At 70.7% G+C, this 23,395-nt stretch carries 22 protein-coding genes, 1 tRNA gene and 1 riboswitch; of the genes, 13 read left to right on the top strand and 10 right to left on the bottom strand.

Features of this window, described 5'->3' with window-relative positions; genetic code table 11:
• Positions 1 to 45: 45 nt before the first annotated feature.
• The 6 genes from BM085_RS27015 (at position 46) to BM085_RS26990 (ending at position 8,342) form a co-directional block, all read left to right on the top strand.
• Positions 46 to 1,239: an FAD-dependent monooxygenase gene (locus BM085_RS27015; protein ID WP_177245293.1), complete on the top strand. Its 1,194-nt coding sequence runs from the start codon at positions 46 to 48 to the stop codon at positions 1,237 to 1,239.
• Between the two features lie 177 nt (positions 1,240 to 1,416).
• Entirely contained in the window at positions 1,417 to 1,971 is a 555-nt protein-coding gene (locus tag BM085_RS27010) for a dihydrofolate reductase family protein (protein ID WP_093889705.1), read from the top strand.
• Positions 1,972 to 2,296: 325 nt separating this feature from the next.
• Positions 2,297 to 2,508: riboswitch (cobalamin riboswitch) on the top strand.
• A 94-nt stretch (positions 2,509 to 2,602) separates the two neighbouring features.
• Positions 2,603 to 4,819 (top strand): 5-methyltetrahydropteroyltriglutamate--homocysteine S-methyltransferase, encoded by a 2,217-nt coding sequence (gene metE / locus BM085_RS27005; protein WP_093889704.1) that lies wholly within the window; start codon positions 2,603 to 2,605, stop codon positions 4,817 to 4,819.
• A gap of 152 nt (positions 4,820 to 4,971) precedes the next feature.
• Positions 4,972 to 6,357: a selenium-binding protein SBP56-related protein gene (locus BM085_RS27000; protein ID WP_093889703.1), complete on the top strand. Its 1,386-nt coding sequence runs from the start codon at positions 4,972 to 4,974 to the stop codon at positions 6,355 to 6,357.
• A gap of 37 nt (positions 6,358 to 6,394) precedes the next feature.
• Positions 6,395 to 6,994, top strand: a complete 600-nt coding sequence (locus BM085_RS26995) for a hypothetical protein (protein ID WP_093889702.1) — start codon at positions 6,395 to 6,397, stop codon at positions 6,992 to 6,994.
• A 100-nt stretch (positions 6,995 to 7,094) separates the two neighbouring features.
• Positions 7,095 to 8,342 (top strand): serpin family protein, encoded by a 1,248-nt coding sequence (locus BM085_RS26990; RefSeq protein WP_093889701.1) that lies wholly within the window; start codon positions 7,095 to 7,097, stop codon positions 8,340 to 8,342.
• Positions 8,343 to 8,415: 73 nt separating this feature from the next.
• Here BM085_RS26990 and BM085_RS26985 read toward each other — a convergent pair whose 3' ends face one another.
• From BM085_RS26985 to BM085_RS26970, 4 genes are all read right to left on the bottom strand, one after another.
• A complete protein-coding gene (locus tag BM085_RS26985; RefSeq protein WP_093889700.1) occupies positions 8,416 to 9,249 on the bottom strand; it encodes an SCO6745 family protein in 834 nt (277 codons plus the stop codon).
• On the bottom strand, positions 9,249 to 10,040 hold the full coding sequence (locus BM085_RS26980; RefSeq protein ID WP_093889699.1) for an SDR family oxidoreductase: 792 nt from the start codon (positions 10,038 to 10,040) through the stop codon (positions 9,249 to 9,251). The genes BM085_RS26985 and BM085_RS26980 overlap by 1 nt, the downstream gene beginning before the upstream one ends.
• 60 nt (positions 10,041 to 10,100) lie before the next feature.
• Complete coding sequence (locus tag BM085_RS26975) at positions 10,101 to 10,841, bottom strand: SAM-dependent methyltransferase (protein ID WP_342742899.1); 741 nt, start codon at positions 10,839 to 10,841, stop codon at positions 10,101 to 10,103.
• A 173-nt stretch (positions 10,842 to 11,014) separates the two neighbouring features.
• The gene (locus BM085_RS26970) at positions 11,015 to 11,644 is read right to left on the bottom strand and encodes a TetR/AcrR family transcriptional regulator (RefSeq protein ID WP_093889697.1); all 630 of its coding nucleotides are present in this window, start codon (positions 11,642 to 11,644) and stop codon (positions 11,015 to 11,017) included.
• Between the two features lie 173 nt (positions 11,645 to 11,817).
• Between BM085_RS26970 and BM085_RS26965 the strand changes: the two genes are divergently transcribed.
• Genes BM085_RS26965 through BM085_RS26955 form a run of 3 tightly spaced genes read left to right on the top strand, consistent with a single transcriptional unit; the run spans position 11,818 to position 14,009 of the window.
• Positions 11,818 to 12,633 (top strand): YndJ family protein, encoded by an 816-nt coding sequence (locus BM085_RS26965; protein WP_093889696.1) that lies wholly within the window; start codon positions 11,818 to 11,820, stop codon positions 12,631 to 12,633.
• An 8-nt stretch (positions 12,634 to 12,641) separates the two neighbouring features.
• The gene (locus BM085_RS26960; protein WP_093889695.1) at positions 12,642 to 13,154 is read left to right on the top strand and encodes a DUF1990 domain-containing protein; all 513 of its coding nucleotides are present in this window, start codon (positions 12,642 to 12,644) and stop codon (positions 13,152 to 13,154) included.
• A 36-nt stretch (positions 13,155 to 13,190) separates the two neighbouring features.
• Complete coding sequence (locus BM085_RS26955; protein ID WP_093889694.1) at positions 13,191 to 14,009, top strand: MerR family transcriptional regulator; 819 nt, start codon at positions 13,191 to 13,193, stop codon at positions 14,007 to 14,009.
• Positions 14,010 to 14,119: 110 nt separating this feature from the next.
• Here the strand turns inward: BM085_RS26955 and BM085_RS26950 are convergent, their stop codons facing one another.
• A complete protein-coding gene (locus BM085_RS26950; protein ID WP_093889693.1) occupies positions 14,120 to 15,031 on the bottom strand; it encodes a diacylglycerol/lipid kinase family protein in 912 nt (303 codons plus the stop codon).
• Between the two features lie 189 nt (positions 15,032 to 15,220).
• Here BM085_RS26950 and BM085_RS26945 point away from each other — a divergent pair, with 189 nt between their 5' ends.
• The 3 genes from BM085_RS26945 to BM085_RS26940 all read left to right on the top strand — a co-directional run bounded on the left by BM085_RS26945 (position 15,221) and on the right by BM085_RS26940 (position 17,327).
• Entirely contained in the window at positions 15,221 to 15,586 is a 366-nt protein-coding gene (locus BM085_RS26945) for a YybH family protein (RefSeq protein ID WP_093889692.1), read from the top strand.
• A gap of 30 nt (positions 15,587 to 15,616) precedes the next feature.
• On the top strand, positions 15,617 to 15,751 hold the full coding sequence (locus tag BM085_RS46925) for a hypothetical protein (protein WP_281249871.1): 135 nt from the start codon (positions 15,617 to 15,619) through the stop codon (positions 15,749 to 15,751).
• Between the two features lie 208 nt (positions 15,752 to 15,959).
• The gene (locus BM085_RS26940; RefSeq protein ID WP_093889691.1) at positions 15,960 to 17,327 is read left to right on the top strand and encodes a hypothetical protein; all 1,368 of its coding nucleotides are present in this window, start codon (positions 15,960 to 15,962) and stop codon (positions 17,325 to 17,327) included.
• Positions 17,328 to 17,426: 99 nt separating this feature from the next.
• Here the strand turns inward: BM085_RS26940 and BM085_RS43430 are convergent, their stop codons facing one another.
• Both BM085_RS43430 and BM085_RS26935 read right to left on the bottom strand, forming a co-directional pair.
• Positions 17,427 to 17,606: a hypothetical protein gene (locus BM085_RS43430; protein ID WP_143121086.1), complete on the bottom strand. Its 180-nt coding sequence runs from the start codon at positions 17,604 to 17,606 to the stop codon at positions 17,427 to 17,429.
• Positions 17,607 to 17,625: 19 nt separating this feature from the next.
• Entirely contained in the window at positions 17,626 to 18,165 is a 540-nt protein-coding gene (locus BM085_RS26935; RefSeq protein ID WP_093889690.1) for a TetR/AcrR family transcriptional regulator, read from the bottom strand.
• 58 nt (positions 18,166 to 18,223) lie between these two features.
• Here BM085_RS26935 and BM085_RS26930 point away from each other — a divergent pair, with 58 nt between their 5' ends.
• Positions 18,224 to 19,396 (top strand): FAD-dependent monooxygenase, encoded by a 1,173-nt coding sequence (locus tag BM085_RS26930; RefSeq protein ID WP_093889689.1) that lies wholly within the window; start codon positions 18,224 to 18,226, stop codon positions 19,394 to 19,396.
• Between the two features lie 297 nt (positions 19,397 to 19,693).
• Here the strand turns inward: BM085_RS26930 and BM085_RS26925 are convergent, their stop codons facing one another.
• The 3 genes from BM085_RS26925 to BM085_RS26915 form a co-directional block, all read right to left on the bottom strand.
• Complete coding sequence (locus tag BM085_RS26925) at positions 19,694 to 21,052, bottom strand: hypothetical protein (protein WP_143121085.1); 1,359 nt, start codon at positions 21,050 to 21,052, stop codon at positions 19,694 to 19,696.
• Positions 21,053 to 21,800: 748 nt separating this feature from the next.
• Positions 21,801 to 21,873 (bottom strand) — tRNA-Ala (locus BM085_RS26920).
• A gap of 19 nt (positions 21,874 to 21,892) precedes the next feature.
• Positions 21,893 to 23,323: an MFS transporter gene (locus tag BM085_RS26915; RefSeq protein WP_093889687.1), complete on the bottom strand. Its 1,431-nt coding sequence runs from the start codon at positions 23,321 to 23,323 to the stop codon at positions 21,893 to 21,895.
• Positions 23,324 to 23,395 lie beyond the last annotated feature (72 nt).

Genomic DNA, 23,395 nt, shown 5'->3' with positions numbered 1-23,395 from the left:
TATATTAATCCGTACACATGTGTTCGAGTTATCGAAGGGGAGCTGATGGATCGCACAGCCGTCGTCATCGGAGGAGGCGTCGGCGGGCTCGCCACCGCGCTGGCGTTGACCCGAACGGGCTGGAAGGTGGCGCTCTTCGAGCAGGCGCAGGAGATTCGAGCCCTGGGCGCGGGTATCACGCTCGCGCCCAACGCGGTGCGCGCGATCGACTGGCTCGGGCTCGGAGGCGAACTCCGCGCGACGGGGGTGATCCAGGGCGGAGCGGGGTTGCGGACGAGTTCCGGCCACTGGCTCATGCGGACGCACATCGAGGAACTCAAGCGGCGCTTCGGCGTTCCCGGATTCGCGCTGCATCGCACCGACCTCATCACCATGCTCACCAAGGCCCTTCCCGAGAATGTGATCTCTACGGGGCATCGCGTCACCGACGTGAACGCGGCCGAAGGAACGGTGAGCTACACGGGTCCCCAGGGACCCCGTACGGTGACGGCCGATCTGGTCGTCGCCTCCGACGGGCTCCACAGCAGGTCGCGTGAGAAGTTGTTCCCCGGCCACCCGGCTCCCGCCTATGCGAACTACATCACGTGGCGAGGCGTCGTACCCGAGGAGAAGGTCTCCGGCCTCCGTCTTGGTTCGCTGACCGAGAGCTGGGGCCGTGGCAGGCGTTTCGGAATAGCGCCGCTGGTCGATGGCAGGGTCTACTGGTACGCGACTCTCGGCCTGCCCGAGGGCTCGCTGCCGGAGGCGACACTTGAGGAACTGGCCGACTGCTTCCGCGGCTGGCACGAACCGATTCCGCACCTTCTGGCCTCGACCCCGCCCGAATCCCTGCTGCGACACGACATCTACAGCCTGACCACGCCACTGCCCACCTATGTCGCCGGCTCGGTCGCGCTGCTGGGAGACGCGGCACACGCGGTCACCCCCGACCTCGCGCAGGGGGCCTGCCAGGCCCTGGAGGATGCGGTGACGCTCGCGGAGACACTGGATCGCGAACCCGACGTGAGAGCGGCACTCAAGGCCTACGACATGGTAAGACGCCCACGCACGCAGCGCCTCGTCCGGGTCTCCGCCCAGGCTGGGCGGCTCGCCCAGGCTCACCGTCCGGTGACCGCGTTCCTCCGCGACGCTCTCGCCTGGGTCGTGCCGACCCCGCTGTACATGCGGATCATCACCGAGACCCTGTCGTGGCGGCCGGCGCCCGGATCCCGCCCTACCCGGCCCATCGGTCCCGGCTGAGCCGCTGCTCCGACTCCCCGGTCATCCTGGCATCTCCCCGGTCGTAACGGCGAGGCCGGTGGCCCAGAGACCCGGCGCCTAAAGAAGGCCGTAAGCAATCCGCAAATGGGTTCCGCCAAGCTGAAGGCACATCAAAACAGCGAGCCGGACAGACCCGTCACTCTTGAGGAGCAGAACATGAGCGAGGTTGTCGCAGTCATTTACAGCTCGATGGACGGCGTCGTGGAGGCGCCCGCCTGGACCGGGCCGTTCTGGAACGACGACCACGGCAAGTTCCAGAACGGCCAGTTTTCCCAGAGCCGCGCCCTGCTCCTCGGACGCGTCACCTATGACGGCATGTCCCAGGCCCGGCCGCAGATGGAGTCCGAGGGCGAGGAGGGGGCGGCAGAGATGAACAGCATCCCGAAGTACGTGGCCTCCACCACGCTCAAGGACCCGCAGTGGAACGCCACCGTCATCGAAGGTGACGTCTCCGAGGAAGTCGCCAGGTTGAAGGCCGAGGACGGCAAGGACATCCTGATCTACGGCAGCGGTGATCTGGTCAACTACCTGATCGAGCACGACCTCATCGACGAACTCAAGCTCTTCCTCCACCCGGTCATCGTCGGCAAGGGCAAGCGTCTCTTCGCCGACGGCATCGACACCACGACCTGGCAGCTCGCCGGCACCCACACCTTCAGCTCCGGCGCCATCGTCCTGGACTACCGCCCGGCAGCCCGGCAGGAGGCGTAGAAACGAGGCCTCGGCATGCGACGCGCCCTGCCACCCGTCGTGGAGGTGAGGCGCGTTCTCGTCCTCGTTCTGAGCTGCTCGGTAGCGGATCGGCGCTCTCACGGGCCTCGTGCAGGATACGGTCCTGCCGCAAGCGAGGCCCATGGGCACGGACCGAACTCGGACATCGGTGATTCATAAAGCAGAACCCCGGTCCCGTCTCCTCCGGGTCGGCGACCGACTCCGCGCAGCGCCATCGCCCAGCGCCTCGGACAGACCGGGCGCATGCCGTACCTCCCTCTTCGCTTCTTCGCCGTAGGGCTTCCGCACGCCGAAGCGACGGGGGTTATGCTGCCGGTGCGGCTGGTTCGCCGCTCCCTCACCGGAGCGGCGAGGCAACAGGGAACCCGGTGCGATTCCGGGACTGCCCCGCAGCGGTGAGTGGGAACGACCGCCGTCACACGAGCACTGGGTGAACGATCACCTGGGAAGCGACGGCCAGTAGGAACGCGCACGACGCCCACGAGTCCGAATACCTGCCACCGCCCGCGCGCCGACCGGCGCGCGGTGAGTCCATGGCCTCGCGGGAGGGCCGGGGGGACCTCCCCTCGCCATGCCCGCGAAAGCCGGGTTCCACGAGGGAAAAGGACCCATGACAGACCAACGCACCACCGTCCTCGGCTACCCCAGGATCGGCCCCGACCGGGAGCTGAAGAAGGCCGTGGAAGCCTACTGGGCGGGCCGTCTCGACGCCGCCGGGCTGGAACAGGCTGGCCGCGAGCTGCGCGAACGCACCTGGAGCGAGCTGCGCGACGCCGGACTGACCGACATCCCCTCCAACACCTTCTCCTTCTACGACCAGATGCTCGACACCAGCGTCATGATCGGCGCCGTCCCCGCCCGCTTCGCCGATCTCGACGGCCTCGACCGCTACTTCGCCATGGCACGCGGCGCCCGGGGAATCGCCCCCCTGGAGATGACCAAGTGGTTCGACACCAACTACCACTACCTCGTGCCGGAGGTGGGCCCGCAGACGCGGTTCCGGCTGACCTGGGACAAGCCTTTGGCGGAGTACGGCCAGGCCAGGGAGCTGGGGATCGAGACCAGGCCGGTGCTGGTCGGCCCGCTCACCTACCTGCTGCTGGCCAAGTCCGCCGACCCCGCCTTCGCCCCGCTGCGGCTCCTGGACGACCTGCTCGACGTCTACGCCGAGCTGCTGGAGCGGCTGGCCACCGCCGGGGTCACCGAGGTCCAGCTCGACGAGCCGGCACTGGCCGCGGACCGGTCGGCGGAGGAGCTGAAGGCGCTCGCCCGCGCCTATGAGCACCTGGGCGGGCTCAGCCACCGCCCGCGGCTGCTGGTCGCCACCTACTTCGGCGAGATCGGCGCCGCGCTCCCCGTGCTGGCCGCGACCCGCGTCGAGGCCGTCGGCCTGGACTTCGTCGCCGGTCCCGGCAACCTGGCGGCGGTGGCCTCCACCCCCGGGATGGCGGCCAAGTCCGTGGTGGCGGGGGTGGTGAACGGCCGTAACGTCTGGCGGACCGAGCTGCCCGCCGCGCTGTCCACCTGCGCGGCGCTGCTCGGGCTGGCCGGGGAGGTGGTGATCTCCACCTCCTGCTCGCTGATGCACGTCCCCCTCGACGTGGAGCGGGAGACGGCGGTGCCGGAGGGGCTGGCGTTCGCCAGGCAGAAGGTGGCGGAGGTCGTGGCGATCGGCCGCGCGATGCGGGAGGGACCCGGCGCGGTCGTGCCCGCCGTACCGGTGAGGGCTCCGGTGGACGGGCGGATGCGGGCCCGGCTGGCGGCGCTGGGCGAGGGGACGGCACGGGCCGCCCACGCGGAGCGGGCGGTGATCCAGCGCGCGTCGCTGGGACTGCCGCCGCTGCCCACGACCACGATCGGCTCGTTCCCGCAGACGGACGCGGTACGGCGGGCCCGCGCCGATCTCCGGGGGGGCCGGATCGACCGGGCCGGATACGAGGCGGCGATGCGGGCCGAGATCGACTCGGTGATCGCACTGCAGGAGGACATCGGGCTGGACGTGCTGGTCCACGGCGAGCCCGAGCGCAACGACATGGTCCAGTACTTCGCCGAGCAGCTCGACGGCTACGCGGCCACCGAGCACGGCTGGGTGCAGTCGTACGGCACCCGGTGCGTCCGGCCGCCCATCCTGTTCGGGGACGTGGCCAGGCCGGAGCCGATGACGGTGGGCTGGGCCGTCTACGCCCAGTCCCGGACCGGCAGGCCGGTCAAGGGCATGCTGACCGGACCGGTGACCATGCTGGCCTGGTCGTTCGTCCGGGAGGACCAGCCGCTGTCCGAGACCGCACGGCAGGTGGCGCTGGCGCTGCGGGACGAGATCCGCGACCTGGAGGCGGCGGGCATCCGGATCATCCAGGTCGACGAGCCCGCGCTGCGGGAGCTGCTGCCGCTCCGGGCGGCCGGGCACGCCGCCTACCTGGCGTGGGCGGTCGCCGCGTTCCGGCTGGCGACCTCGGGGGTGTCGGACTCCACGCAGATCCACACGCACATGTGCTACTCGGAGTTCGGCGAGATCATCGGCGCCATCGGCGACCTGGACGCGGACGTGACCAGCGTCGAGGCGGCCAGGTCCGGGATGGAGCTGCTGGAGGACCTGCGCGCCGCCGGGTACACCCGCGGGATCGGGCCGGGCGTCTACGACATCCACTCCCCCCGGGTGCCGGAGACCGACGAGATCGAGCGGGCGCTCCGGCTGGCGGTCCGGGCGGTCGAGCCGGAGCGGCTCTGGGTCAATCCCGACTGCGGGCTGAAGACGCGGGGCTACGCCGAGACCGAGGCGAGCCTGCGGAACATGGTGGCCGCGGCCCGGAGGGTCCGCGCGCTGTAGAAGACACCGACGGCGACCCCCGCCGGGCCGTACGGCTCGGCGGGGGTGCCCGCCCGCGCTCCGGCTGCGCCGGTTACCTAAAATGACCCCTAGACAGCGGAGAGTTTTCCTACAACATTAGTAGGATATTGATCTCGGCCCAGGAGCCCGCCATGGCACTCGTCCAGCCCGATCCCACCTTCTACCCGTCCGCCCGTGAGGCCATGCTGGCCCCCCGGGAAGAGCTCGCCTATGTGGCCTTACTCGACACCGCCGGCGATGGGCGCCCCGACGGGCTCGCCACGATCGACCTGTCCGACGGGTCGATCGTCAACGTGCACGACATGTCCGTCCCGGGTGACGAACTCCATCATTTCGGGTGGAACGTCTGCAGTGCGGCCCTGTGCCCGTACGCCCCGCACCCGCACGTCGAGCGGCGTTACCTGGTCGTGCCCGGCCTGCGGTCCAGCAGGATCTACATCTTCGACGTCAAGGACGATCCCTGGCATCCCAGGCTCGTCAAGACGATCGAACCAGAAACGATCTTCGCGAAGACCGGCTACAGCCGCCCGCACACCGTCCACTGCGGCACCGACGCGATCTACGTCAGCGCGCTCGGCAACGTGGACGGCGACACGCCGGGCGGGGTGTTCACGCTCGACCACGACACCTTCGAGCCCAAGGGCCGCTGGGAGGCGGACCGGGGGACGCAGAAGCTGCACTACGACTTCTGGTGGCACCTCGGCCACGACACGATGATCACAAGCGAGTGGGGCACGCCGAACCAGATCGAGGCGGGGCCCTCGCTGGAGTTGCTGGTCGGCCGGGAGTACGGCCACAAGCTGCACCTCTGGGACCTGACCAAGCGCAGGCACCTGCAGGAGATCGACCTGGGCGACCAGCACCAGATGACCCTGGAGCTGCGCCCCGCCCACGACCCGACCAAGACCTACGGCTTCGTCAACACCGTGATCAACGTCGAGGACCTGTCGGCCAACATCTTCACCTGGTACCTGGAGGACGGGGTCTGGAAGGCCCTCAAGACCATCACCATCCCGGCCGAGCCGGCCCCGGCCGACCTGCTGCCGGAGCCGCTCAAGCAGTTCGGCGCGGTTCCGCCGCTGGTCAGCGACATCTCGCTGACCCTTGACGACCGGACCCTGCTGGTCTCCTGCTGGGGCACGGGCGAGCTCAAGGCCTATGACGTCTCCGACCCGTTCGCCCCCCGGGAGACCGGCTCGGTCCGGCTCGGCGGCATCGCCCGGCGCGACGCCCACCCGGCCGCCCCGGAGCGGGCGCTGAACGGCGGGCCCCAGATGGTCGAGGCCAGCAGGGACGGGCGGCGGGTCTACTTCACCAACTCGCTCTACCGTTCCTGGGACGACGTCTTCTACCCCGACGGGATCTCCGGCTGGATGGCCAAGGTGGACATCGCCGACGACGGCTCGATCTCCCTCGACCCCGGCTTCTTCGTCGACTTCGCCGCCGACGGCCGCCGGGCCCACCAGATCCGCCTGCAGGGCGGCGACTCCTCGTCCGACTCCTACTGCTTCCCGTGATCACGGCCCGGTCCATGACCACGGCGGGGCGCGCCCGATGGATCTGACCTCCGTGCTGATCCTGGCCGGGCTCGGCGCCTTCCACGGCCTGAACCCGGCCATGGGCTGGCTCTTCGCGGTAGCCCTCGGCCTGCAGGAACGCTCGCGCGCGGCGGTGCTGCGCGCACTGCCGCCCATCGTGCTCGGGCATGCGGGATCGGTGCTGATCACGCTCGCGCTGGTGTCCGTGGCACGCCTGGCCGCCCCGCCCAGGCTCATCTCCTACGGCGTGGCGGCCCTGGTGTGCGGGTTCGGGGTCTGGCGGCTGGTACGGCGGCGCCATCCCCGCTGGGTCGGGATGAAGGTGACCCGCTGGCAGCTCGCCGGGTGGTCGTTCCTGATGGCCACCGCCCACGGCGCCGGCCTGATGGTGCTTCCGATCACCCTGCACGCCGGGCACGGCGCCGCCTCGCTGGCCTCGCAGAGCCTGCTGGCGACCGCGATCCACACGCTCTCCATGCTCGCGACGATCACCGCCCTGGCCGTGATCGTCTACGAGCGACTGGGGGTCGCGGTGCTCCGCAAGGCGTGGTTCAACCTCGACCTCGTGTGGGCCGTCGCCCTGATCGGCGCGGGCGCCTCCGCCGCCCTGACCTGACCCCGCCCCGACCTGGGCCCACCCTTGAAACCGTCCCCGAAGCCGCCCTCCCACGGAACGCCGAGTTGAACCGCCCGGCGGCGGCATACGTGTCAGGGGCATGCGCCGTCTGTTCACCGCCCTGCTGGCCGTCGCCGCCCTCGCCGCCTGCGGTACGCCGCAGGCCCGCGTGATCACCGCCGAGGGGGTCGGGCGGGAGACCCCGGCGGAGCCCCCGGTCGAGGAGACCGTGCGCGGGCTGACCGCGTTCGGCCACGCCCTGCTCGCGGCGACCGCCAGGCCCGGCGCCAACGCCGTCCTGTCCCCGCTGAGCATCGGCCACGCCTACGGCATGGCCAGGGCGGGCGCGGGCGGCGGGACGGGACCGGAGCTGGACGAGGTCTTCGGCTTCCCCGCCGAGGGGCCGCACACCTCCTTCAACGCCCTCACCCGGCAGATCGTCACGCTCGACGGCCCGCCGCCCGCGCCCACCCCGGACGTCAGACGGGACGCGCAGGAGAGCGAGCCGGCCGCGCCGATCGTCGGCGTGGCCAGCGGTCTGTTCACCCAGGAGGGGCTGAGCGTCAGGCCGGAGTTCCTGCGCACGCTCGCCGCGCAGTACGGCGCCGGCGTACGGCAGGTGGACTTCACCGGGGACGCCGCCGGAGTCATCGACGCGTGGGCGGACAGGCAGACCGCCGGGCGGATCAAGAAGGTGTTCGACCGGCTGGACCCGGGGACCCGGCTGGTCATCGCCAACGCCGTCTACCTCAAGGCCGAGTGGGCGACGGCGTTCACCGACCCGCCGGAGGAGAACGCCGCCTTCACCCGCGCCGACGGGACGACCGCGCGGACGACCCTGATGCGCCAGGCGGGGACCTTCGGCTACGCCTCCGGGGCGGACTGGCAGGCCGTCGAGCTCCGCTACGCCAAGGGCGACCTGGCCATGTGGGTCCTCCTGCCGCGAGCGGGCGGGCCCCCCGCCGGGCTGCTCGCCCCGGCCGTGATGGCGGAGGTGGCCGCCGGGCTCAGGGAGACCCCGGTCACGGTCGTCATGCCCCGGTGGGACTTCTCCACGGCTCTGAGCCTGCAGGAGCCGCTGCGGGAGCTCGGTCTGGACGGCTCCGACTACTCCGGCATCGCCGACGGCGCGTTCCTCGGCCAGGCGACGCACCGCGCCACCATCACCGTGGACGAGTGGGGCACCGAGGCCGCCGCCGTCACCGGCCTCGCCTTCCCCGTGATGGCCATGCCCTCGCCCGAGGCCGAGATCCGCGCCGACCACCCGTTCGCCTTCGCGATCGTCCACCGGCCGACGCTGACCCCGCTGTTCGTCGGCCAGGTCGCCGACCCGACCGCCGAGGACTGACCACCGGCGGAACCGCCGGGGTGCCGCTCCCGTGCCGGAGCGAGCACGCCGGGCCGGTTGCCGGGGGGCGGCCTCACAGGGAGAACGTGAGCAGGCCCGCGTCGACCACGGCCCGGCCGAAGACCCGGGCCAGCTCGGCCAGCCGGGCGAGCTCGTCGTCCGAGAGCGCGGCGTAGGCGGGGAGGGCCAGCTCGTCGGTGCGGTCCTCGATCCGCTGCCGCAGCGCGCCGCCCTCCTCGGTGAGCTCGTCGCCGTCCAGCAGCCCGCGTCCGCGCAGCGCCTCCTCGGCCGCCGCCCACTCCTCCTCCGGCCAGCCCCGGCTGACCTTCAGGAAGACCGTGGGCATCTGCCCGGTCGCGCCGTGCAGGATCAGCGCGTCCAGGCCGCCGATCCCCTCGGCCGTCAGGGCCGCGACATGACCGTCACCCCGGAACTCGCGCAGCAGGGTCTGGGCGTGCCAGAGCTCCAGCAGCGGGTCGTCCGGCCAGGGCAGCGCGGCGTGCGCGGCGAACAGCGGGCGGCCCTGCAGGTGCTCGACGGCCTGCTCCGCGGCGTGTCTGGCCAGCGCCGTCGTCTCGGCGAGGACCGGGATCTCGTGGATGCCCGCCCGGCGCAGGGCCGCGCCGACGGCGTCGAGGCGGGCCTCGATCACCTTCTCGGGGGTCGCGACGCCCCAGGCGGCCGGGAGCGCCCGCCGTACCAGGGTGGGGCAGAAGTTGTAGAAGGTCGCGATGACCAGCTCGGGCGAGGCGGTCCCGAAGGCCGCTCCGCGGGAGGCGAAGTAACCCGCCTGGGGCTCCAGGCCGAGCGCGGCGTAGCGCTCGGCGGCCTCGGGCACGAAATAGATCATTCCGTGGACGGGCTCCAGGCGGCGCCAGGACTGCCGGGCCAGCCGGACGTCGGTCATCATCCCTCCAGGGAGTCGACGAAACGGGCCATCCCTGCCAGCCAGCGGTCCGGGTCGTCGGCCTTGCGCCGGACGAACTCGGCGACCTCGGGGTGCGGGAAGATGTGGAACCGTTCGGCCTCCAGGCCCTCGACCACCGCACCGGCCACCGCGGCGGGATCGAGGATGGCGCCGGAGGCGCCCACCGCCCTGGCGGTGAGATGGTCCTCGGCGATCCCCCGCTCGAACATCCCGGTGCGCACGCCCTGCGGGCAGAGCACGCTGACCTTCACGCCCTTGGTCGCGTAGTGGATGGCCACCCACTCGGCGAAGGAGATCGCGGCCGACTTGGTCACCGCGTAGGGGGCGTCGCCGGGGCAGCTCACCAGCCCGGCCGCCGAACAGGTGGTGAGCAGGTAGCCCTCGCCGCGCTCGACCATACCGGGCACGACGGCCCGCGCCGCGTAGACGTGGGCCAGGACGTTGACCGCGATGGTCCTGGTCCACTCCATGTCGGTGGCGTCCAGCCCGTGACCGGTGATGATCCCGGCGTTGGAGCAGAACAGGCCGATCGGCCCGAAGGCGCTCTCCGCGGTGGTGACCAGGCCGCGGACGTCGTCCTCGACGGACACGTCGGCCCGTACGGCCACCGCCCGGTCGCCGATCTCCTTGGCCACCTCCGTCGCGCCCACCTCGTCGAGGTCGGCGACCAGCACCCCGGCCGCACCCTCGGCGGCGAAGCGCAGGGCCATCGCCCGCCCGATCCCGCTCGCGGCCCCGGTCACCACGACGACCTTGTCCCGCACCCGCATAGAAGCTCCCTTAACCGACCAGTCGGTATCTGGGAACCTATGCTTACCCGTCAGTAGCAGTCAACGGCGGCGCAGCACGAAGACACCCCAGCCGAGGTGCCGCCTGCCGTACTCCACATGCGAGCGGCGGGCGCGCTCCAGGAACTCGCGCACCTCCTCGACGTCGGGGTCGGCGGGATTGTCGCGGAGCCAGTCGCTCAGCGTCCACCACTGGCTCGCCACGTAGCGATCCCAGCTGTCCTGGTCGGCGAGGACCATCTCCAGCACCTCGACCCCGGCCGCCTCGAACCGGTCGAAGGTCCCGGCCAGCGAGCTGAACGCCTCCGCGCCGAAACCCAGCACCTCGTATGCCTCCTCCGGCGGCGTGGAGATCCAGTACGGCTCGCCGACGAGGAGGATCCCGCCCTCCTTGAGCGCGGGGAGCATCAGCTCGACCGTTCCCTCCAGCCCGCCGCCGATCCAGGACGCCCCGATGCAGGACACGACGTCGAACGCCTCCGGCTCCGCCCGGTAGGCCCCCGCGTCCTCCCGCTCGAAGCGGAGCCGGTCGCCGACCCCGAGCTCACGCGCCCGCTCCCGGGCCGCGCTCAGGAAGACCTCGCTGATGTCGACTCCGACGCCCTCGATCCCGTGGCGCAGGGACCACTGGCAGAGCAGCTCCGCCTTCCCGCACGCCAGGTCGAGCTGGCGCATGCCCGGCCTGAGCCGGGCGACCTCTCCGAGCAGCGCCAGCTTCTCTTCGGTGAACGGGTTGAGGATGCGATGACCGCTCTCGGCGATCTCGTGGAAGCGCAGTGACATGACGGCCATACTTTCCTGCCGCGACGTCATCGGCCAACCGGTTTTCCGCCGGCGCGACAGGCCCGGCGGACGGTGGCGGGCCGTCCCGGTGAGCAGCCCGGCCAACGGCAGCGGGCCCTCGCGGCGCGCGGCCCGGACCGTCCGGACCGTCCGGGTCACGCGGGTCACGCGGGTCACGCGGGGCGGAGCAGGGCGGCGAGCTGCTCGCCGACCCACTCACGGTAGTCCTCCGAGCAGGGCTCGACGTCGAGGACGCCCGCCACGAACTGCGGCGTCGCCACCGGGGCGAACGCCAGCACGTGCGAGACGAGGGCGATGAACTCCGGCTGGACGGCGGTGGTGAGCTCGCCGTCGGCCTGCCGGCGCCGGATCGCGTCCACCCCCTCGCGCAGCCCGGCGCGCTGCCGTCCGGCCGCCTCGGAACTGTCGCCCGGACCGTCGCCGAGCGCCTGCCAGATCACCAGCCTGGCCCAGTCGGGCCGGTCGAGAGTGGCGTCGAGATAGGCCGCCAGCGACTCCCCGAAGGTGGAGCCAGGAGGCGCGAGCACGGACCGCTCCTCGTGCCGGCGGCGGCGCAGCTCGTCCAGCAGCCCCTGCTTGCCGCCGAAATGGTAGGAGATCAGCTGCTGGTTGACGCCGGCCCGCGCGGCGATGCCCGCCGTACGCGCCCCGGTGTATCCCTTGGCGCCGAACTCCTCGACGGCCGCCCGCAGGATCCGCTCGCGGGTCTGCTCGGCGGCCCTGCCGCGCTCCTCCGGGGTGGCCGCCCTGCGCGGTGCGGGGCGCTCCTGGTCTGTGGACATGTCCCGACCATACGGCATCAATCGGCTAGATGATCTCTGTCATTCACCTACATGATTGACAGCCGTCGGCCGGCGGGCCCGCGCCGGGGAGGGGGCCCCGGGAGGGGGATCCACCCGGCTGTTACCTTGATGCCGTCAGGTTTCTGAACGCGTTCAGAACATGAGAGGGCCTCATGCGCCTCCTGCTCAACGTGATTTTGACGGCCGGGATGCTCGTGGTGGTCCCGGCCGGGCTGCGGCTCGTCCAGGTGCCGGGCCTCCTGCTCCGCCTGTGGTGGCTCGGGGCCGTGCCGGGCGCGATCTCGCTGTGGCTGGACCGCGGCGTCTGGGCCGGTGCCCTGGCCGTGGCCTACGCGCTCGTGACCGTCTGGCTCGCACTGCAGGCCCCACTCCGCCTGCGGACGCTACGGTCCCCGCTCCCCCGCGAGATCGCCGTTCTCACCGCGCTGGTCACCCCCGCCATCGCCGCGACCGCCCTGGTCGCCGAACGCCTGGGGCACCCGCTGTGGGGCTTCTCCCCCGGCATCCTCGCCCTGACCGTCGCCCACTTCCACTTCGCCGGTTTCGCCGCGGCGCTGGTGGCGGGCCTGACCTGCCGCGCGGCCGGAGACGGCCCGCTCGCCCGGACGGCGGCGCTCAGCGTGCCCGGCGGCACGATGCTGGTCCTGGCCGGCTACTTCGTCGGCGACTGGTTCGAGCTGGCCGGTGCGGTGGTGCTCACCGCGGGTATGTGGCTGGTCGGCCTGCTGACTCTCACCGAGGTACGGCAGGGCGGTCACGACCGCCCGACCCGTCTCCTTCTCGGCGTGTCCTCACTGGTCCTGGCGGTGTCCATGGTGCTGGCCCTGAGCTGGGCGCTGGGCGAGGCGGCGGGCCTGCCCAGGCCGCCGGTGAGCTGGATGGTCGCCACCCACGGCCTGCTGAACGCCTTCGGATTCGCCCTGTGCGCGATCGGGGCCCGGCTCCGGCTGCGCCCCCAACCCCTGTGAGGAGCGAGATGGACCTTCTGGAGCGTTACCTCGACGCGGAGTTCTCCTATCCGGACGTCGGCGCGAGCCGTACCGGAACGGTCCCGCCCGGCTACCGGGCCCTGCGCTACCGGCGGCGCCTCGGGCCGGAGCTGAGCTTCGGCCGTGCCGCCGAGTCCTTGCTCACCTGGCGGGTGCACGCCCGGCTCGGGCTCCGCCCGGTCGCGTCCGCGCCCCGGGCCGCACCCGGGGTGACCCTGGTCTGCGGGCTCGGCGCCGGGCCGTTGCGGATACTCATGCCGTGCCGGGTGGTGTGGGTGCGCGAGGAGGACGACCGGGCCGGATTCGCCTACGGCACGCTGCCCGGACATCCCGCGAGCGGGGAGGAGAGTTTCCTTCTCGAACGGGCCGGGGACGGACGGGTGTGGTTCACCGTCCGCGCGTTCACCCGTCCCGGACGGTGGTACACCCGCCTGGCCGGACCGGCCGGTGTCCTGGCGCAGCAGGCGTTCGCCCGGGCCTACGCCGGCAGGCTGGGTTGACCCTGACACCGTGTGAGCCCCTATCCATGAAGGACCATGTTCAGTATCGGAGACTTCGCCCAGCTCGGCCTGGTGTCGGTGCGCATGCTGCGCCACTATGACGCGCTCGGGCTGCTGCAGCCCGCCCACGTCGACCCGGCCAGCGGCTACCGCTTCTACCAGGCGAGCCAGCTCTCACGGCTCAACCGCATCATCGCGCTGAAGGATCTCGGCTTCACCCTGCACCAGGTGCGGTCGATCCTCGACGAGCGGGTGAGCACGGCCGAGCTGCAGGGGATGGTGCGACTGCGCCGCGCGGAGCTGGAGGAGCGGATCACGGCGGACACCGCGCGGCTGCTCCGGGTCGAGGCGAGGCTCCGGACGATCGAGAGAGAAGGGCGCATGCATACCGAAGAGGTCATCCTCAAGCGGATCCCCCCGACCCGCGTGGCCGAGCTCACCGCCGTCGCGGGGAGCTACGAGAGCGAGGACATCGGACCCGTCATCCAGCCCCTGTACGGCGAGCTGTTCCAGCGGCTCGACCGGGCCGGGGTGACACCGTCGGGATACGGCATCGCCTGCTACCAGCCGGAGGCGGACGGCAGGGTGGTCGTGCACGCCGGGGTCGAGGTGACGGCGGAGGCGTCCGAGGCGCACGACTTCGCGATCGTGGACCTGCCGGCGGTCGAGACGGCCGCCACGATCATCCACCGGGGCTCGATGGACCAGGTCGGCACCACGTTCCAGACACTGGCCCACTGGGTCGAGGAGCACGGCTACCGCAGCGTCGGGCTGGCCCGGGAGGTCAGCATCGAATGCCCCGACGACCAGGACCAGTGGGTCACCGAGCTCCAGATGACCGTCAGCACCGTCTAGGTACGGACTCCACCTGACCGGCGGCACCGCCCAGGAGGACGGAGGCGGTGCCGCCGGTCAGGCGTTCGGCCCCGGCCCTGGCACGGGGACGCGGACGGTGATGCCGGCGGTCAGGCGTTCGGCCCCGGCACGGGGACCCGGACGGTGATGCCGCCGGGCACGACCTTGGCCTTGAGCCGGGTGACGGAGTCCTTGGCGCCGCCGTCCAGCTCGTAGGTCATCGGCGCGCCCAGCTTGACGCTGATCTTGCGTGCCCGGGTCATCCGGACGAAGGGAGACTCGTCCGACCGTCCGGCGCCCATCTGGCCGAGCACGCGGGCCCACTGGATCGGCCCCTTCGCCGTGGTGACGCCGATCTCCAGCCACCCGTCGTCGGGGCGCGCGTCGTCGAAGGCCTCGATGCCGCCGGTGATGGTCCCGACGTTGCCCAGCAGCAGGCAGCTCGCCTCCCCCTCGAACCACTTCACCCCGTCGAGCTTGACCTCCATCCGGACGAGCTCCCCCCGGACGTGCCGCAGCCCGGTCCACACATACGCCGCGCGGCCCAGCTTGTCCTTCAGCCCCCGATCGGCGTCCTTGATCATCTCAGCGTCGAAGCCGAGTCCCGCCATGACGGCGAAGTGCTCGCCGTTGACCTTGCCCAGGTCGAGCTTCCGGCTCTCGCCGTGGAAGGCGATCCGCACGGCCTCGGGGAGGTCCTCGGGAATGCCGAGGTTCTGCGCGAGGAGGTTCGCCGTCCCGGCGGGGATGATGCCCACGGTCACGCCGGAGCCGGCCAGCGCGTCCACGCAGCGCTGCACCATGCCGTCCCCGCCCCAGACCAGCACCAGATCGGCGCCTTCCTTGAGCGCCTTGCGCGCCTGCTTCGGAGCCTTCTTGCTCTTGGGCACCTCGTACCAGAGCAGCTTGCCGGGCTCCTCGTCGGCGAGGAGCCTGCGCAGCTCGTCCAGCCCGCCCCCGAGTGACTTCTTCTGATGGGCGATCACCGCGACCGTGCCGGCTCTCTGCTTCTGCCGCAGCATGGAAACCCTCCTTTAGCACCGCCTTGGGCACTGCCTCGGCTGCCCCCGCGCATCAGCCGCAAACGTCGGGCCGCACCCGCCGCTGTGTCATAACTGAAGCTTCTGGTTTCCATCAGATTCATCTGTTGGACTTCTAAGTGCCGGGCGACCAGGGTGGGAGGTGCTCAAGTCCGATCTCAGGAGGAAGCCATGCCGGAGTACGAGAAGGCCATGCGGCCCGAAGACATCACCCGCCTGTTCGTCGAGCGATCCAACGCCGGCGACGCGGCCGGAGTCGCCGCGCTCTACGAGCGGGACGCGGTGATGGCCTACCCGCCCGGCGGCCGGACGGTGGGCCGGGAGGCGATCCGCGCGCTGTGGGAGAAGGTGCTCGCCGACCGTCCCCGCTTCGAGCCGGAACAGCCGCTGCCGACGCTGGTGAGCGGCGACATCGCCCTCACCTCGACCCCGCCGAAGGACGGGTCCGGCGCCCGCGCGCAGGTCGTCCGGCGCCAGCCCGACGGAAGCTGGCTCCGCCTGCTCGACCAGCCCGAGTTCGTCCCTCCCGTCCGCTGAAGCACCCCGCCGCCGCGGAAGACGGCAGTGATGACGCCGACAACCGATATGTTGCGTGACGATCCGCTGTGGACGACGCGCGCACTGGACAGCAGGCACAACCTCATGCGGGACGCGCCGGACGACCTGCTGGAAATTCTCCTTGAGGCCGTTCAACCCGGCTGATCACCGCCAGGGCTCCGGATCGGGAATCCCGCCACGGCGTTGAAGCGCTCCAGCGACGGCGGCCGCGATCAGGCCGGTCAGCCGTGCCGACTGCCCGGCCTGGAATGGTAAACGCAATTTGTACGGTAAGCGTCACATCTGGTGTGCGCGACAGCCGTCGCAAGGGAACACGCCGGATGAAAGGGAACTCATGCTGCCATTACGCGGTGTGACCCAGAATGAGCCGTTCACCCACCCCCAGCTCCCCCAGCCCCCACTCCGCGCGACGCTGCACCGGCTGGTACGGCGTGCGTACGGCCGGGTCCAGGCGAACGACCTGGGCGCGTTGCGGGTCGCACTGAACAACATCGGGGTGGCCACCTACGTCCAGGCCGCCACCCCGCTGGACTACACGAACGCGGCGGCCAACGACACGCTGGAGAAATTGATCGCGGTCTTCGAGGACAAGGTCCCGTATGTCATGCAGGCGGGAGCCCGGCAGCACCAGCCTCCGACGGGCGCCGGTCTGGCGGTGCTGAAGACCATGGTGGACGAGGTGGCAGCCGTTTTCGACCAGGTCGCGGCAGGCCACGCCGACGCGCACATCATCACCGTCTTCAACCTGCCGGACAACACCAGGATGCCGGAGATCAAGAAGACGTTCACCGAAGCCTCGAAAGGGCTGAAACGCCTCTACGACAACCGGAGGCTCCTGCTGGACAACCGGGGTGAACTGGCCATCCAAGGTGCCGGCGCGGTGACCTCACCCGAGGTATCGATCCTTCCCCATACGTTCACCGACGCCCGTACCGACAACCGGGTCCGCACCCTGCTGCACGAGTCCTTCCACATCGTCAGCGAGAAGATCACCGATCACAACTACTTCGGCGCACCGGGCTTCGCGGCGGCCGACTGGCCGACCATGAGCACCAACGCCGACCACTACGCCGAGGTGGCCAGGCTCCATGCGGGCCTGAACCTGCCCGCGCCCGCGCCACTCGCCGTGCTCGGCCCGCCGGCCGGTCCGGCCCTGACGCCTCCGCAGGATGCCAAGGTGCGCCAGGCGATGACGGAGGCGCAGGAGCGGCTCACCCGGGGCTGGGCCCGGTCGTTGTGGGTGTGGCAGAACATGGGATACGTGCAGCAGTACCAGAACTCCTACTGGTGGCGGGGCGAGGTGCCGTCCGAGCTGCTGCTCCGGCAGCTCATGCGGGAGTCGGAGCAGGTCTCGATGACCCTGCACTACGGAGCCGGGGGCCGCGCCACCACCCGGGCCGACGTCCCGCCGGTGCTTCCCATGATCACCGCGTACGATTTCTCGGTGATGGAGGAGGTCCTGACCGACCTGCACCAGCTGGTGGGCTGGGGCCGCGGGCAGACCACCGTGCACGTGCTGCCGGCCGGGGCGCCCCTGCCCGCGGGGCACGCGGCCTACCTGTGGGCCGCGGACGTGACGAACGCGGCGACGCCGATGACCAACCTCGCCGACCAGCTCGTCGCTCAGGCCACCCAGTCGCCGGCCGCCCCCTGGCTGCCGACCGCCGCCGCGCTCAAGACCCTCGTGGACGGCATGCGCGTCCGCTACGACCAGCTCTAGGCAGGCATGAACGACGAGATCCCGTCCGATCAGGTCGATCGGACGGGATCTCGTCAACTTCCTCAAGGCCGTCTCAAGAACGGCTCCGAAGCGGGGCGTTCACGAGTACGGCCGCCCTGGAGCGCAGGAGGGGGTGAGAAGATCGCTTCCCAGGTGGACGACGATCGTTTCTCGGGCGCCGTTCGAGTCCTCCCCTGCCCGCCCCGCGTTCCGGCTCCCGTCGACAGCGCCGAGCGGCGCGATGCCGAAGGCGGCCGGGACGACCGAGAGTTCGGTCACGACTCCACCGAATCCTGGATCATGACGACGCGCCCCGGGTCGATCCCACCAGGGCGCGCAGGCCCTCCAGGAGCTCCGCCGGGGTCGGGGTGCCGTCGGGGTCCACGAGCCACTGCGCCGCCAGGCCACCCAGCAGGGTCTGGACCACGGCCCCCATCCGCTCGGAGTCCGAGCCGAACAGCTCCGCCAGCCCCAGCCTGGCCTGTCGCCCCGCTTCCACGAACGACTCGCGCAGCTCAGGGGTGCGCTCCATGTGCGCGATCAGCTCGAACTGGATCGCCCACAGCGGTCTGGCCCTGGCGAAGGAGTCGATGACCTTGCCCCAGGTCGTCTCGAAGTCCGCCGGCTCGGCCAGGACCCGGCCCAGGTCGTCGCCCCACTCTTGCATCGCCTCCACCAGCGCCTCGTTGAGCAGGGCCTCCTTGGTGCCGTAGTGATAGCCGATCGCGGCCAGGCTCACCCCGGCCGCCGCGGCGATGTCGCGCGCGGTGGTGCGGGAGTAGCCCTTGTCGTAGAGGCAGCGCTTGGCGCCGCCCAAAAGATCTTCACGGTTACCCATGCACCAACCTTACACATACGTCTTGCACAACTGTCTTACACATATGTACTATTCAGGCATGACGAACATCCTGATCTCCGGCGCGAGCATCGCGGGCACGACCCTGGCCTACTGGCTGCGCGAGCACGGCTTCACTCCGACCGTCGTCGAACGCGCCACCGAGGTGCGCGAGGGCGGCTACAAGATCGACATCCGAGGCGCGGCCCTCGATGTCGTCGAGCGGATGGGGCTGCTGGAGAAGGTCCACGGGCTACGCACCGACGTGCGCACGGGCTCGGTGGTGGACGACGGAGGCCGCAAGGTGGCCGGCATGGACGGCGACAGTTTCGGCGGGCGCGTCCACGAGGACGCCGAGGTGCACCGCGGCGACCTCGCCCGGCTCCTCCACGAGGCGGCCAACGGCGTCGAGTACCTCTTCGGCGATTCGATCGCCTCGATCGACGGCACCCAGGTGACCTTCGACAGCGGCCTGGTACGCCACTTCGACCTGGTCATAGGGGCCGACGGGCTGCACTCCAACACCCGCGCGCTGGCCTTCGGCCCCGAGGAACGTTTCGTCCACGACATGGGCTACAACGTCTCGATCTTCAGCGTGCCCAACCACCTCGGGCTCGACCGCGAGGAGCTGACCTACGTCGGGCCCGGCCGTACGGCCCTGCTCTACAGCACCCGGCAGGACACCGGCGCCAAGGCCATGTTCCTGTGGGCTGCCGACGGCAAGGTGCGCGAGCGCGTCGAACAGCAGCGGGCACTGGCCCAGTCCTACAGCGGATCCGGCTGGGAGGTGCCGCGCCTGCTGGACGGCATGGCCGACGCGCCCGATTTCTACTTCGACTCCCTCAGCCAGGTGCGCATGGACACCTGGCACACCGGCCGGGTCGCGCTGGTCGGCGACGCGGCCTACTGCGCCTCCCCCGCCTCCGGGCAGGGCACCAGCCTGGCGCTGGTCGGCGCGTACGTGCTGGCGGGCGAGCTCAAGCGGGCCGCAGGCGACCACACCGCCGCCTTCCCCGCCTACGAGGCGCGGATGCGCCCCTTCGTCGCGGCCAACCAGGCCCTGGGCACCGGCAACATCAAGCGCATGGTCCTGTCGAGCCGGTTCCAGGTCCGCATGTCGATGGTGATGCTGCGCCTGGTCAACCTGCTGCCGGGCAAGGACCGGATCATGGCCAAGGTCGTCGAGCCGATCCACCGCGCCGCCACCGCGATCGCCCTGCCCGCCTCCTGGTAGAAGTGTCACCGTCGGACTGGACGCGGGCATCGGCGAGCACACCCTCACCACTTACCGCGATCCAGCTGATCGTGCGAGTCCCGTACTGGAGAGATTGTCTTGCACGCGTCTCCGGCGGTCTGGAGGCGATGCGATCAATGGTCCCGGAGCTGGAGCGGGAGCCCTCCGACGTCCGCACCGTCCTGCTCAGGCCCGATCCCGGGGGCAGCGGCCGCGCCTGAACACGGGCAAGGACGACAACGCCCATATCGATCGGCATTGGTGGACGCGATCTGACCGCTCGTTCACAGAGGTCGGTCACCAGGTGAATCCGCCGACATAGGTGCCGCCCCGCCAGACGACCCTGTGGGGGAAGGCACCAGCGGCCGTCGGGGTGAGGCCGACGCGGAGCAGCTCGTAGTTCTTGCCCCCGCACGGTCTGTTGCCCGCCACCGAATCGTTCTCGTTGTCCTTGCCGACCAGGAGATGCCGGCCGGATCGGTCCAGCGCCATCGACACGATCTCGCCGCAACTCAGGGCGAGCACCGTGGCCACCTTCCGGTCCCCATCGTAGAGGAGCAGCTCGGACGGCTGCTCGTAGCTCCCCTGGCGCACCCGCAGGGTCCGGCCGTCCGGCAGAGGATGAGGGAGAGTGTGGCTGCCGTTGTCGCGCGGCGCCCGGACGAGCACCGCCGCGGCCGACGGGTCCGACGCCGGCAGCCGCACGTCAAGGGCGCCCTCCCAGGCCTTCACCAACTCCGGCTTCGGCGGGTAGGTGGCCCCGGTGAAGTGGATGTCGGCGGGAAGCACCAGAGTGTGGGCGTCCCGCCAATAGAACCCGTACGCGGCCGCCCGCCATTCGACGTCGGGGGCGAGGACGCCGACGTAGGAGGTCTGGTTGTGATCGCGGTCCTCGGTCCGGCGGCTGTAGGCGATGCGCCCCTCGGGCGACACCACGATCCGATCGACGCTCCCGTTCAGTCTGCCCGACAGCGCCTGGCCCAGCTTCGCCTGGCCGTCGGCGTCCACCCTCAGGCGGTGGATGCGCGAAACGAAGCCGCGCGGCGACCACGTGTCCTGGCCCTGCCGCAAGGTCACGCTCACCACGTACTCACCCGGCTCCCGGGTGGCGGCCACCGCCTCGATCTGGGTCATGCGCCTGCCGAGGTATGGCATGTACTCATGGGCGGTGCGGCCCGTATCCAGGTTCACCGTCTCCAGATAGCCGCCGGTGAGCAGCGCGTACCGGGGGGTGCCGTCGTCCGCGACCGGTGGCGCCGCCAGTCGCTCCGGCAGGATCCGTACGGCCTGCACGACGAGCACGATCATCCCGAGCGCCGCGACCAGCCGCAGCACGGAGCTCCGGTCCGGGCGCACCCGCGTCCCGGCGGCGCCCGCGAACAGGATCATCGTCAGTGGCGAGACCACCCAGGCCAGGACCACCGGCAGGACTCGGAACGGCGCCGAGTCCGGCAGGCAGCCGGGCGGCGGTTCCATAGGCGGCCTGAGCACCTCCGCGGCGACCGCCAGCGCCTCGGGCAACGCGACGAGCCCGAACCCGAGAACCGCAGCCGTCAGGTGGACGCGGGCATTGTCGCGCCTTGCAACGAACAGGGCGATCATCATCAGGAGGAACGGCCCCGCCAGATACAGCACGCCCGCGACTACCTCAGCCACTTCGGCGGCTGTGCGGCGGACGGGACCCACCGGGTGCAAGATCGGTGGCCCGACACACGTGACTCGCCGTGGGGGCGTCAGCACCTCCCAGATGATCTCCCATAACGCGTACGAGGCCGCCAGCCACCACCAGAACACCGGATGACGCCGCCGCGGCCCGAGAGTCGACACGGAGAGCACGGCGGCCCGCCCTTTCTACTTGATCATCCCAAATGATCAAGAACCCTACCGGGTCGGATAAGCAGCGCGTACGGCTTCAATCGGGCACAGCAGGTTCCACGCATCAAAGGTGAACAACGCTCGGGCACGCGTCACCGTGGCCCCTCAACCCTGGCCGTCTTGATCGTCACGGTCGCCAACGACGACCTCCTCGACCAGTGGCGCCACCCCACCAGCCCGAGCTCATCGCGATCCAGCCGCCGGACATCACCGGAGACCTCGCCGATCAGCGTCCCAGCGAGCCACCCGCACCGAACGGGGCATCCCCACCTCGGACTTAAGCCACAATTCGCCTTATCAAGATTCAGCACCCCGCCGACCGAGGGCTTCGCCGTGCCCACCGGCCAGTCCGCCGCGTCCCGACAGCCGCGCGACAGCACCCGAGCCTTCCATCACGCTCGCGCCACAGGCCCCGAACCCACGCGAATGCGAATCGGGAACCCCTGAAACGACAAGATCCCGTCCGATCATCAAGATCGGACGGGATCCCGTCAACTTCAGTCCAGCCATCTCAAGAACGGCCCAAAAGTGGAGCTATGGGGATTCGAACCCCAGACCTCCTCCATGCCATGGAGGCGCGCTACCAGCTGCGCCATAGCCCCTTGCGATGCAGATCAAATCTTAGCCGACTTCGGACACTCCGCGCGCCATCATTCCGGCGACGAGGGCGACACCGGCGGAGGCCAAGGCGCTCACGGTGATGATCGCGAAGGACAGGACGTAGGCGTCGCGGGACGGGAGGGTGGTTCCGGCGATGGTGATCGAGGTGAGGAGGGCCGCGGTGGCCGCGCCGGAGACACTGCCGCCGATGGAGCGGACCAGGGAGTTGATCCCGCTGGCGATGCCGCTCTGGTCCATCGGCACATGCTGTACGGCCAGCGCGCCCAGCGCCGCGTAGGCGATCCCGAACCCCAGCCCCTGCAGCGCGTTGGCCCCGATCAGGTCGAGCACCGAGGCGTTGAAGAGCGTGAACCAGCCGAATCCGGCCGAGCAGAGGGCGGCGCCGAGGGCGAGGGAGTGGGCCGGGCCGAGGCGGGCGGACAGGCGCCCGGACATGAAGGAGGACACCAGCATGGTCAGGGTGCTCGGCAGGGCGTAGACGCCGACGTCGAGGACCGATCCGCCGAAGCCGTATCCGGCCGACGAGGGCGTCTGGACGAAGCTGGAGATCAGGGTGAACGAGCCGAACATCGCGAAGCCCAGCAGCAGCGAGGCCAGGTTGGCCGGCAGGGAGCGGCGGCCGGCGAGCAGATGGAGCCGGACCATCGGCGCCCGGAGCCGGAGCTGGCTGAAAACCCACACCGCGCAGAGCGCCGCCGCGCCCGCGAACAGGCCGGCGACCCGTGCGGAGCCCCACCCCCAGTCGTTGCCCTTGGAGATCGCCAGCAGCAGGCAGACCAGCCAGAGGGAGAGCAGGACCGCGCCGACGAAGTCAGGACGGCCTCCGGCCCTGGCCCCGGTGTCATGGGCGCTCAGCGCGATGAGCACGAGCGCCGCCGCGGCGAGGGCGGCGGTGATCCAGAAGACCGGGTGGTGGCTGGGGGTGCGGTCGGCGATGAGCCCGGTGACGATCATGCCGAGGTTGCCGCCGACGCCCATGGTGGCGCTGACCACGCCGATGGCCGTCATCACCCGGGTACCCGGGAAGCTGTCCCTGATCATGCCGATGGCCAGCGGGATCAGCGCCGCCGACGCGCCCTGCAGGGCCCGCCCGGCGATCAGCACGGCCAGGGAACCGGACAGGGCGCAGATCACCGAACCCACGACGAGCAGGCCGACGGTGAACAGGATCATGCGCTTCTTGCCGTACATGTCCCCCAGGCGGGACAGCAGGGGCGTGGCGACCGCGCCCGCGAGCAGCGAGGCGGTGAAGACCCAGGTGACCTCCGCCACCGGCACGCCCAGGGTGACCATCAGCCGGGGCAGCAGCGGGATCACCACGGTCTGCTGGACGGAGACGACCATTCCGGCTGTGGAGAGTGCCAGCAGCGTCAGCCAGAGCTGCCTGCCCTGCCGTACCGCGCTCGGCTCGGCGACGGCTACTTCTGCCACAGACCACCCCTTTGCCGCCGACTTTGGCAATCAAATGGTAGATCGTATGAAGAAAACATCATCGGCCGGGTC

This window comes from Streptosporangium canum (genome assembly GCF_900113865.1).
GTDB lineage: Bacteria > Actinomycetota > Actinomycetes > Streptosporangiales > Streptosporangiaceae > Streptosporangium > Streptosporangium canum.
The sequence above is the reverse complement of the archived record's forward strand: the minus strand, read 5'-3'. Positions and strand labels throughout refer to the sequence as shown.

Excerpts from the sequence above, each read along its gene's own strand:
- BM085_RS27015 (WP_177245293.1), top strand. The coding sequence starts at position 46 with ATGGATCGCACAGCCGTCGTCATCGGAGGAGGCGTCGGCGGGCTCGCC.
- BM085_RS27010 (WP_093889705.1), top strand. The coding sequence starts at position 1,417 with ATGAGCGAGGTTGTCGCAGTCATTTACAGCTCGATGGACGGCGTCGTG.
- metE (WP_093889704.1), top strand. The coding sequence starts at position 2,603 with ATGACAGACCAACGCACCACCGTCCTCGGCTACCCCAGGATCGGCCCC.
- BM085_RS27000 (WP_093889703.1), top strand. The coding sequence starts at position 4,972 with ATGGCACTCGTCCAGCCCGATCCCACCTTCTACCCGTCCGCCCGTGAG.
- BM085_RS26995 (WP_093889702.1), top strand. The coding sequence starts at position 6,395 with ATGGATCTGACCTCCGTGCTGATCCTGGCCGGGCTCGGCGCCTTCCAC.
- BM085_RS26990 (WP_093889701.1), top strand. The coding sequence starts at position 7,095 with ATGCGCCGTCTGTTCACCGCCCTGCTGGCCGTCGCCGCCCTCGCCGCC.
- BM085_RS26985 (WP_093889700.1), bottom strand. The coding sequence starts at position 9,249 with ATGACCGACGTCCGGCTGGCCCGGCAGTCCTGGCGCCGCCTGGAGCCC.
- BM085_RS26980 (WP_093889699.1), bottom strand. The coding sequence starts at position 10,040 with ATGCGGGTGCGGGACAAGGTCGTCGTGGTGACCGGGGCCGCGAGCGGG.
- BM085_RS26975 (WP_342742899.1), bottom strand. The coding sequence starts at position 10,841 with ATGTCACTGCGCTTCCACGAGATCGCCGAGAGCGGTCATCGCATCCTC.
- BM085_RS26970 (WP_093889697.1), bottom strand. The coding sequence starts at position 11,644 with ATGTCCACAGACCAGGAGCGCCCCGCACCGCGCAGGGCGGCCACCCCG.
- BM085_RS26965 (WP_093889696.1), top strand. The coding sequence starts at position 11,818 with ATGCGCCTCCTGCTCAACGTGATTTTGACGGCCGGGATGCTCGTGGTG.
- BM085_RS26960 (WP_093889695.1), top strand. The coding sequence starts at position 12,642 with ATGGACCTTCTGGAGCGTTACCTCGACGCGGAGTTCTCCTATCCGGAC.
- BM085_RS26955 (WP_093889694.1), top strand. The coding sequence starts at position 13,191 with ATGTTCAGTATCGGAGACTTCGCCCAGCTCGGCCTGGTGTCGGTGCGC.
- BM085_RS26950 (WP_093889693.1), bottom strand. The coding sequence starts at position 15,031 with ATGCTGCGGCAGAAGCAGAGAGCCGGCACGGTCGCGGTGATCGCCCAT.
- BM085_RS26945 (WP_093889692.1), top strand. The coding sequence starts at position 15,221 with ATGCCGGAGTACGAGAAGGCCATGCGGCCCGAAGACATCACCCGCCTG.
- BM085_RS46925 (WP_281249871.1), top strand. The coding sequence starts at position 15,617 with ATGACGCCGACAACCGATATGTTGCGTGACGATCCGCTGTGGACGACG.
- BM085_RS26935 (WP_093889690.1), bottom strand. The coding sequence starts at position 18,165 with ATGGGTAACCGTGAAGATCTTTTGGGCGGCGCCAAGCGCTGCCTCTAC.
- BM085_RS26930 (WP_093889689.1), top strand. The coding sequence starts at position 18,224 with ATGACGAACATCCTGATCTCCGGCGCGAGCATCGCGGGCACGACCCTG.